Origin of the sequence: Anabaenopsis sp. FSS-46 (assembly GCF_029891665.1) — a bacterium.
In the GTDB taxonomy this organism is placed as follows: Bacteria; Cyanobacteriota; Cyanobacteriia; order Cyanobacteriales; family Nostocaceae; genus Anabaenopsis; species Anabaenopsis arnoldii.
This window is the reverse complement of sequence record NZ_JANQDG010000066.1, coordinates 21,772-30,326: the sequence shown is the minus strand read 5'-3', so window position 1 is coordinate 30,326 and position 8,555 is coordinate 21,772. Positions and strand designations below refer to the sequence as shown.

General features: G+C 42.0%; 11 protein-coding genes. 3 read left to right on the top strand and 8 right to left on the bottom strand.

The features are described from left to right. The first annotated feature begins 338 nt into the window (after positions 1-338). The 3 genes from NWP21_RS07315 to NWP21_RS07305 are packed head-to-tail and all read left to right on the top strand — an operon-like array spanning position 339 to position 1,225. A complete protein-coding gene (locus NWP21_RS07315) occupies positions 339-695 on the top strand; it encodes a hypothetical protein (RefSeq protein WP_280792172.1) in 357 nt (118 codons plus the stop codon). Positions 696-744: 49 nt separating this feature from the next. After that, on the top strand, positions 745-1,020 hold the full coding sequence (locus NWP21_RS07310) for a BrnT family toxin (protein WP_280792171.1): 276 nt from the start codon (positions 745-747) through the stop codon (positions 1,018-1,020). Beyond that, the gene (locus NWP21_RS07305) at positions 1,004-1,225 is read left to right on the top strand and encodes a hypothetical protein (protein ID WP_271733753.1); all 222 of its coding nucleotides are present in this window, start codon (positions 1,004-1,006) and stop codon (positions 1,223-1,225) included. The genes NWP21_RS07310 and NWP21_RS07305 overlap by 17 nt, the downstream gene beginning before the upstream one ends. A 38-nt stretch (positions 1,226-1,263) precedes the next feature. Here NWP21_RS07305 and NWP21_RS07300 read toward each other — a convergent pair whose 3' ends face one another. From NWP21_RS07300 to dndD, 8 genes are all read right to left on the bottom strand, one after another. Continuing rightward, on the bottom strand, positions 1,264-2,022 hold the full coding sequence (locus NWP21_RS07300) for a HEAT repeat domain-containing protein (protein ID WP_280792170.1): 759 nt from the start codon (positions 2,020-2,022) through the stop codon (positions 1,264-1,266). 98 nt (positions 2,023-2,120) lie between these two features. Then, positions 2,121-2,597, bottom strand: coding sequence for a GNAT family N-acetyltransferase (locus tag NWP21_RS07295; RefSeq protein ID WP_280792169.1), 477 nt, complete (start codon positions 2,595-2,597; stop codon positions 2,121-2,123). Continuing rightward, a complete protein-coding gene (locus NWP21_RS07290; RefSeq protein WP_271733750.1) occupies positions 2,590-2,841 on the bottom strand; it encodes a hypothetical protein in 252 nt (83 codons plus the stop codon). Before NWP21_RS07290 ends, NWP21_RS07295 begins: the two co-directional genes overlap by 8 nt. A gap of 68 nt (positions 2,842-2,909) precedes the next feature. Then, positions 2,910-3,323 (bottom strand): ABC transporter permease, encoded by a 414-nt coding sequence (locus NWP21_RS07285; protein WP_280792168.1) that lies wholly within the window; start codon positions 3,321-3,323, stop codon positions 2,910-2,912. After that, positions 3,308-4,597, bottom strand: coding sequence for an AmpG family muropeptide MFS transporter (locus tag NWP21_RS07280; RefSeq protein ID WP_280792175.1), 1,290 nt, complete (start codon positions 4,595-4,597; stop codon positions 3,308-3,310). Before NWP21_RS07280 ends, NWP21_RS07285 begins: the two co-directional genes overlap by 16 nt. Positions 4,598-4,681: 84 nt before the next feature. Continuing rightward, positions 4,682-6,139, bottom strand: coding sequence for a DNA phosphorothioation-associated putative methyltransferase (locus tag NWP21_RS07275; protein WP_280792167.1), 1,458 nt, complete (start codon positions 6,137-6,139; stop codon positions 4,682-4,684). 41 nt (positions 6,140-6,180) lie between these two features. Then, the gene (dndE, locus tag NWP21_RS07270; RefSeq protein WP_271733746.1) at positions 6,181-6,567 is read right to left on the bottom strand and encodes a DNA sulfur modification protein DndE; all 387 of its coding nucleotides are present in this window, start codon (positions 6,565-6,567) and stop codon (positions 6,181-6,183) included. Positions 6,568-6,569: 2 nt separating this feature from the next. Beyond that, entirely contained in the window at positions 6,570-8,555 is a 1,986-nt protein-coding gene (gene dndD / locus NWP21_RS07265) for a DNA sulfur modification protein DndD (protein ID WP_280792166.1), read from the bottom strand.

Here is an 8,555-nt window from a genome sequence, read left to right as displayed (position 1 = left end):
AAATATAATTAGCAATTGGTATGAAGTACAGAGGAATCTATTTACTTCTGTTGTCCGTGAGCATATTTTTGCTAATCTTAATAGCGATCGCATGATCTAGCCATCATAGATCATGTTTTTTGTCAATGCGTAAGTCCTAGACTATATGTATTTTCGTTCAACCAATGCATTTATCTATAGAACGCTGAAAGCTATTTTTTGCGGTTATTTTTTTATATTGATAAATTATAAGAAAATAAAGTTATTAATAAGTAATACTAATACTGAATGGTGCGAAAACTCGGTTTCAGCTTCTAGTAATAAGTAGAAGTTAAGAATTAGCCTCTAGTGAGGTAACTATGAACAAGTTGTACAAATTACTTATGACTACCACCGCCATAGTTTCTGTCTTTGGCTGGAATATGAATACAGTTCAAGCCGAATCTCGACAAAGTTGTCGAAACGCTCCCAATTATTCCTCTAGAAAAACAGCTTACTCCAGTGGTTGGTTGGCGGGTTTTAATGGAGGTACACTTAACAATACATATGAAAATGAACGCAGTCGTAAATGTTACGATTGGGGATATACGGATGGTAAAATCGAAAAATCTAAACTGGATATCCAAAAGATGCGTAACGACTCGTTTATATATCAGTCTTGCCTTAGTTCCCGACTTTTAGATCCTAATATTCAGTGTCGGCAACCTAATTATTAAGCACCGATGTTTTACGTAAAAATCAAGTAGAGTAGCAAGTGTTGTTTAAATGCAATTTGAATGGAATCCAGACAAGGCGAACTCGAACCTGAAAAAGCATGGCGTTTCATTCAACGAGGCGTCTACTGTTTTCAATGATCCTTTATCTGTGACATTCCCTGACCCAGATCACTCTTACGGTGAGGAGCGTTACGTTATCATTGGATTATCCAGTGCTAATCGTATCCTGATAGTCTCCCATACAGATCGAGCAGATCGCGTTCGGATTATCATCGCACGAGAAGGAACCCGAAATGAGCGGAGGTTTTATGAAGATGGAGAGTAACCACGAGCTAGAAGACGACTTAAGACCTGAGTATGACTTTAGCAAGATGCAGGGTGGTGTTAGAGGAAAATATGTTGATCGCTACCCAGCAGGAACAAATGTAGTATTACTTGAACCTGACGTTGCTCAAGCCTTTCCCACAAGTGAATCGGTTAACGAAGCACTTCGTCTGCTTATGCAAATCGCTCAGAGACAGAAATCTTAAACAGCAAACCGATGGCTTTAAGTATCATTCCCCACCCATCAAAACCATCCCTCTTGTTCTAGGGTTTCAATCAGCTGTAAGCCACGGGGGTCACCTACCCCTAATAGTGAGGCTTTGGCGTCTTCCCGCACTCCTAAATCCTTGTCTTCGGCGAAGGCTTGAATCAAAGCGTCGATCGCTGTGGCATAGATAATATTAGACGGTAATTCTCGGCACAACTGCCCAATTGTCCAAGCGCAGTTACTCCGCACTGCTGCTACTGGGTCTTGGACTAAGGCTTCAATTACTGGTGGTATTGCTCCCACAACAGTCTCATATCCAACATCTGCCATTTGGGCTAAGGCGCTAGCAGACCACAAACGCACGGCGGAAATGTCGGTTTTTAAAGCGTCTGCTAGGGGGGCTAGAGAACGGCGATCGCGGCAATTTCCTAAAGCCCAAACTACCCCCTTACGTACATAGCCATTCCAGTCTTTGTTAAGTTGATTTATTAACGGTTCTACTGCTTCTGGACTGGGATTGCGTCCAATCCCATAGGCTGCACTCACCCGCACCAAGGGACAGGTATCAGTTAACAGGCGAATTAAATGGGGTGTAGCCCGTGTATCTTGCAGATCACAAAAAGCACGAGCCGCAAGCATCCGTTGTTGGGGTTGATGATTTTCTAAAAGAGCTAGCATTTCCTCTGGATCTGGCTTTGGCCCTTGAGATTCAGTGGTTAGGGGTGCTATGTTATCCAGGGGGCTTTCTAGCTCTTCCTCTCCATCAAGTAGGCTGAGGTCTTCTTCGTCATACATAATGAATATTTATATATTTATCTGGTAGCATTAAATAGATATATTTAGATCATTTAGGGGTGAACTACCTACAAGGTAAATAAAACTAGGACTCCTGACTACAAACCTTTAGTTAGTGATTTTAGCATCCATAGGGATTGGGTTTGATAACCTAAGTTATGGTAAAGGTTGAAGGCTGCTGAGTTGGATGGAAAAACCTGTAAACCAATTTGGCGATCGCCTCTTTGAGTTGCCCAATTTTCTACATACCTCATCATAGCTGTACCAATACCCCGTCGCCGATATTCTGGGACAACGTAGAGAAGAAAAATGTGAGCATGGCGATCGCCCCGCACTTGATCTATGGCATTTCCTACCCAGAGACAGGCAATAATAGGGGATTCCTCACCCAAACACTCTACCCACCACAAGGGTGTATCTGGGGAGAAATACTGATTAACGGTTCTGGCTAGATGGGCAAAGTCTTGCTGGGGAAATAGTTCCCGGTAAGTTTGCTGCATAAACTTGACCAGCAGCGATCGCTCTTGTGTTGAACCGGGACGAATATAGTAGCCCGGTAGCAGTTCCTCAGACAAACTCAGTTACCGTTAAATTCTTGGTTACGGGGGGTAAAATAGACAAACACACCCCAGGGGTTTGTGAAACAGAAAATAATTCTTCTTCCCCATTCACCCATGTTCCTATTTGCCCATTCTCTTCTACTGGTGCGGGTGCTGCCATATCAGAGGGTAGGAAAATACGGGCGCTGACTGCTACCAGTGCTAATGAAAAGATTAACACTACCAGCAATGGGGCAATATACTGACGAATGATCACCATAGTTTAATTGCAATCTTGGGGCTGCTGAGAATATTGGCTTGATTTATTCTATCGAGTTTTGAATCTGGTTAGCGTTGCTCCCGTTCCAAATCATCAATAGCCCTCTCACAGTACCAATTTTCTGGCATTCCCGGATAATTAACCCTTGCTTGTTGAATCAATTGTTCAGCAGCGGTTACATCACCTCCTAATTTAGCAATGAGTTTGTTTTTGAGATGGCTATCGGTTATCAGGGTTGTTGTTTGCTCCTGTACCGCATCTCGTCTGTTTTGAGCTCTTAAGCGTGATTGTTCTCGACCTAGCTGCCAAAACAAAACGTAATAAAGTGTACCAAAGATTACAACTAGACTGAATGTTCCGAAGATTGTTAGTTGGTTAAGTTCTAGAAATCCTAAAACTAACTGTGAGAGAACATAGCCGAGTAACAAGCCGGTGAGTAAGAGAATAAATGTGCCAACAATAATAACTATTTGGTTCCCCATAAATCCTCATCTTCTTCAAGTCCTGGTCTGGATATTGCCACTGGTTTAGGGTTCCAAGGGGCAAAGAATGGTAACAGAAGTAATCCTGGGATAGCAGCAACCATACTGATAATGAAAAATAAAGGCCAACCTGTAATTTTTGCTAAATTCCCAGCATCCGCGACTAGAATATCACGACTGACCGCCATAAAACTGGATAATAAAGCATATTGGGTGGCGGAAAACCGCTGGTTACACATATTCATCAAAAATGCCACAAAGGCTGCTGTTCCCAAGCCACCGCAGAAGTTTTCAATGTTAATTGTTAACACTAAAGCCGAGTAGTTTTTACCAAGATTAGCCAGGATATAATAAGCTAAGTTACTCACCGCTTGCAAAACACCAAATAACCAGAGCGAACGGTTGATACCAATTCTACTCAAAATTGCTCCACCTGCTAAGGTGCCAACGATGGTAGCAATTAGCCCCATACCACCTTGAATTGCGCCAATGTCAGTTTGGGTGAATCCCGTTTGTAACAAAAAGGGTGTAGACATATTGTTAACAAAGGCATCCCCCAGTTTATACAGGACGATGAATAGCAGAATAAAATAGCCACGGATTACTCCCTGGCGCTGGAAAAATTCCCCAAAGGGTAAAATTACCGCAGCTAATAAAGATTCTGGGGGGCTGGTTTCTTTGGGTTCTGGCGCAAATAAGGTGGCAATAATTCCAATACCCATACCCAAGGACATCAATAGGTAAACTGATGACCAGGGTAAACTGTCCGCTAGGATTAATGCCAAAGACCCTGTGAATAACAGCGCTACTCGATAACCTAAGACGAAAACAGCAGCACCTGCTCCTAATTCTAATTCTTCTAGAACATCAGTACGGTAAGCATCGGCGGCAATGTCTTGACTTGCACTTAAAAAGGCGATCGCCACAGCATTGATCGCTAATAATTGTAATGCTTGCTTGGGTTGTTGCCCAGCCATGAGGGCAATGGCAATTAATAACCCAATTTGCAGTGTAATTAACCAGCCGCGTCGCCTCCCTAAAATTGGCACTGCAAACCTGTCCAGCAAGGGTGACCAGATAAATTTTAAGGAGTAGGGTAGACCTACAAGGCTGAATAAGCCAATAGCACCTAAATCTACCTGTTCTACAGTCATCCAAGCCTGGAGGGTTCGGCTGGTTAAGAACAATGGTAAGCCTGATGAGAAACCTATTAATGTCAAGGCGGCCATTTTACGGCTACCAAAAACTTTTACCAGCGATCGCACGGGGTTCATTTTGTTTAGGTTCTTTCTCAATTTGATCAATTGCAGTTATCTTGCCACAGTTGCTGTATTTTTCTTAGGAAACATGGAATTTAGTTAAAATTCTTTGAGTTGATGAATTTGATGACCTGTGATTGTTACGCCGTGTGCAGCCAAGCATTTTTCCCAACCTGCACGGGTACCAATGTCACTTTTTTGCTTGAGTAATCCTAATTCTTCTTCTTGTTGGGTGAGTTGGGCAAATTGTTGGTAGTGTGGGTAATTGGGAGTTACAAAGGTTTCTTTGCGGTGCAGAATGGGCGGATTGGCTCTATCTGCATAATCTCGGTGAGTGATGTATAGGGTTTTTAAGTCAATGGTAATACTGGCTGTTAAGGCTGGATGGGGATCAATGTCAAATTGTGGGTAAAATAAGTAAGATATTTGTTGCTTGTCAAGATGGTATTTGATTAATGTGGCTCCGTCTACACGCCCGATGGTGCGGCTAGCACAGCTTTCATAAATTCGTAGTAAGGGGTCAAGGGCTGCTAGGGCAGACACATGAACGTAAAGTGCGCCCCGTGTGTGTTTGCCAATTTTGCTCTTTTCGCAGGCTTTGTGGATAACTTGGGGATTACCTAAGCTGAAAAGCTTTTGGTCAGCTACTTGACAAGCTTCTTCGTAGCTACCAAAAAAGGCTTTGATGTCTTGGCGCATTTCTGGGGGTAGTTTGTGCCATGTGGGACGTTGATCAAAGTGACTGAGGGCAAGATATACTTGAATGTCTAAGGAACGACGATAGGCGATCGCATCCCATTCTGCTTCATCGGTAACTTGTAAAACTACATTAAAGGCTCGGCGGAAGCTACCAAATTCTGTGAGTAGTTCCTCTTGATTCCCTAATTCACCTTTTACAGGTAACCTGCCACGTTTGGTAAAAAAGTCTATCAGTGGTTTTAGTTGTTCCTGGTAGTCTTCAAACCGCTTACTGGGAATACGTACTCTAGGTGTAGCAGTGCTAGAAAAGAACCGGATGGCTTTAAAACTTTCTTTTTCTACATCATCACGAAAGATAAAATACACACCCAAGGCTACTGGTACTGCATCTACATTCAGTACCTCATCTATGTAAGTTTTGAGTTCTTGTTGTTCGTAATATTTCTGAAAGGTGTTGCGGCGAGTAACTATACCATCGCTGTAAGCTAGTTGGGTTTTACTCGGGGCGTTAATTAATACTTGTGCAGCGACAATTAGAACTTTTTGGGTAATTTCCCAGGCGCGGATCAGACTTCGGCGGCGTTCCTCTTGGTCTTCAATGACGTTGAGGACATAACCTAAGTTGACTATATCGGCGACGCTAATGGTGTCTTTGGGAAAGTAGTAAGGGTCCCAACCGGCGCTACTATAGCCTAATTTGGCGACTCGCTGCACATCACCACCGTGGCCACAGCCATAATCAAAAAATGAAGTCTCTTGATTGAGGATTTGCCAGTCTATTGCCAAGCGGACAGGGCGAGATATATCATGACGAGCGATCGCTGCTCTGTGACGCTCGATTTCTAAAGATTCGGCCATATCAGTTAACTGTTAACTGTTGACTGTTAACTAATATCCTTTCAATGTTTGACTGCTAATTCAATTAGGTCTTCAATTTTCTTGATATTTGGGTCTCCTGCTAAGTAACCAATTCCACGATGCAAGTGCAGGCGAAATTGCGTAGCTAGGGTTTCTTTGTCTGTACCATAGCCATCATTATGGCAGCGTTGCTTCAGGGCGAGCAGAAGAATATCGGAGATTTCGCCACCAAATACCCGCCAGGTCATTTCTACGTTGCTATCTTGGGGAATTGGTACCGGTGAGGGTGGGGCAGATTCTGCTAAGGAACGACAAAAAGCCCAACGACATAAAATGTTCCATTGGTCAATTTTAGTGCTACGTTTAAGTTTAAGTAGTTGTTCTTTGGCTGTTTGAGAAAGTTTGATTCTTTCAATGGGAGATTCCATATTTACCAAAAATATTGATTTTCTATGACTGTAGTTTGACGGGTAGAGGAGTTATACTTGAGGAGGTATTCCCGGGCGATCGCTTGATTATTTCTCAGTGTTTCTACTTCATGCTTACCAATTTCTGTATCTGTTGATAACAGTATAACTTGATGGCTAGCAGAGGGGAAATACCTTTCTAGGAGGTTTCCCCGGTGGGATGAGTCTAGTCTACCCAGGGGTGTGTCTATGGCTACGGGTAAGCGACGGCCTGAGACTCGCGCTAATCCCCAGAGAAACGCGATGGCTAGTAGTTGCTTTTCTCCCGCGGAAAGTCTCTGTTTGGATACTGATTTACCATTCAGATCATACAGCGATAGGCTGAATGTGTTGGTGTCGATGGCGACCCGATGCACTAAATCTGATTTGTGTAGCAGGTAGCGAAAGCATTCCGTAACTTCAATTTCTAGTTTATTTAGTTTTCTCAGAGTTAATTTCTCACGGAACAGTTTTAATGTATCTTGAACTTTAGCGGCTGCGTTAATAATATGTTCATTATGTTTGCGGTCAATATTAGTTTCTGTATATTGTTCTAGGCTTTTTTTTGTGTTACGAATCTCACTTTCTAATTGATTTAATTGACTTTTGGTTATTTCACAAGTTGCTTTTGCTTGTGCAACTTCCTTTTGTGTTTGTTGTAAGTTATCCACTAATCTTTGATAGTCTTCTGGAGATGCAGCGGTTTGAATTTGTCTTTCTAGGGTGATAATTTCTTCTTCTTGGGAGTGCAGGTCTGTTAACTTATCTTGGGTTACTTTTTTCGTATACAACAGATAATGATGAATAATATTATCTAATTGATTCAGGGTTTCTGAGTCAGTTAATAGCCAGGATTCTTGTATGGTATCTTGCTGAATCTTATTATTTTCCGCTGAGATAAATTCTGTGATTTTCTCAACTTGCTTGTTGCTAATTTTTAATTGATTAATCAAGTCAATTAAACGCTGATCTCTTTGTAAGAGTAAATCATAGGCTACTTTAGCTTGTTGAGTGCGAAATTCTCTCTCTCCTTGAATATAAGTTTCCTGGAGTAAAGGTTCAATTAAACCTAAAGGTAAGATATCCGCAGCTAATTCACCCATGGCTAAACGTGTCTTTTCCGCGGCGCTATTTATGTCATATTTTTGTTTTTCTAACTGACTGCGATCGCCTGCTATTTTACCACCTTCAGCAATGAATTTGTCAAAAGCTTCTTGCTGCTTTGTCTCCGCTTCCAATAAAGTCTGATTAAATTCTTGGAATTGCCGCTCAATTTTATGATATTCCTGTAGTTGTACCTTCAGTTTTTGCTCAATTTCTTCTAAATTCACCAAGTCTTGAGTATCAGCGATTTCCTTACGCTTGCGGTTGACTATAATATCTAAATCAACTGATAATCGTTCAGCTAGTTCTAAACCTAAAAGCCCACGAATTGCATCAACCACAATGGGAGGAGGTGTTTCCTGCTCCGCCAGTTCCTTGACTTGTTCACCATCAAATAAAAACAAGTTAGAAATTCCTAATGGTAAGAGATTTTCTATATACTCATCCCAAATATTCACTAAGGCAATATCCAGCCATTCTTGAGCATCTAAAATACCTAGTTGGTCTTTACCATCTTTAGGTTCTTTTGTCCAGCGTCGCACCACTCTATATTTTACTGGCTCATCATTTTCAATATGTTCAAAAACCAATTCAATGCGAGTATCTTCCAGTGGTGGAGTGTGGCTATTAACGCATTGGGTGAGAAAGTCGTTATAACTTAGGTTACCACGGGTGGAACATTGGGCGCGATGACCATATAATGCTAGGCGCATTGCATCCATCAGGGTAGTTTTTCCCCCGCCATTCATTCCCCCTAATAGGATAATGGGACAAGCATTTTCTCCATCAATTTTTGGGTTAAGATTGATTACCTGACGACCACAGTAAGGACCAAAGTTTTGTAATACGAGTTCAAGGAATATCAT

Coding starts and splice junctions, on each gene's coding strand:
- NWP21_RS07310 (WP_280792171.1), top strand. CDS start 745: ATGCAATTTGAATGGAATCCAGACAAGGCGAACTCGAACCTGAAAAAG.
- dndE (WP_271733746.1), bottom strand. CDS start 6,567: ATGGAATCTCCCATTGAAAGAATCAAACTTTCTCAAACAGCCAAAGAA.
- NWP21_RS07305 (WP_271733753.1), top strand. CDS start 1,004: ATGAAGATGGAGAGTAACCACGAGCTAGAAGACGACTTAAGACCTGAG.
- NWP21_RS07315 (WP_280792172.1), top strand. CDS start 339: ATGAACAAGTTGTACAAATTACTTATGACTACCACCGCCATAGTTTCT.
- NWP21_RS07300 (WP_280792170.1), bottom strand. CDS start 2,022: ATGTATGACGAAGAAGACCTCAGCCTACTTGATGGAGAGGAAGAGCTA.
- NWP21_RS07280 (WP_280792175.1), bottom strand. CDS start 4,597: ATGAACCCCGTGCGATCGCTGGTAAAAGTTTTTGGTAGCCGTAAAATG.
- NWP21_RS07290 (WP_271733750.1), bottom strand. CDS start 2,841: ATGGTGATCATTCGTCAGTATATTGCCCCATTGCTGGTAGTGTTAATC.
- NWP21_RS07275 (WP_280792167.1), bottom strand. CDS start 6,139: ATGGCCGAATCTTTAGAAATCGAGCGTCACAGAGCAGCGATCGCTCGT.
- dndD (WP_280792166.1), bottom strand. CDS start 8,555: ATGATATTCCTTGAACTCGTATTACAAAACTTTGGTCCTTACTGTGGT.
- NWP21_RS07285 (WP_280792168.1), bottom strand. CDS start 3,323: ATGGGGAACCAAATAGTTATTATTGTTGGCACATTTATTCTCTTACTC.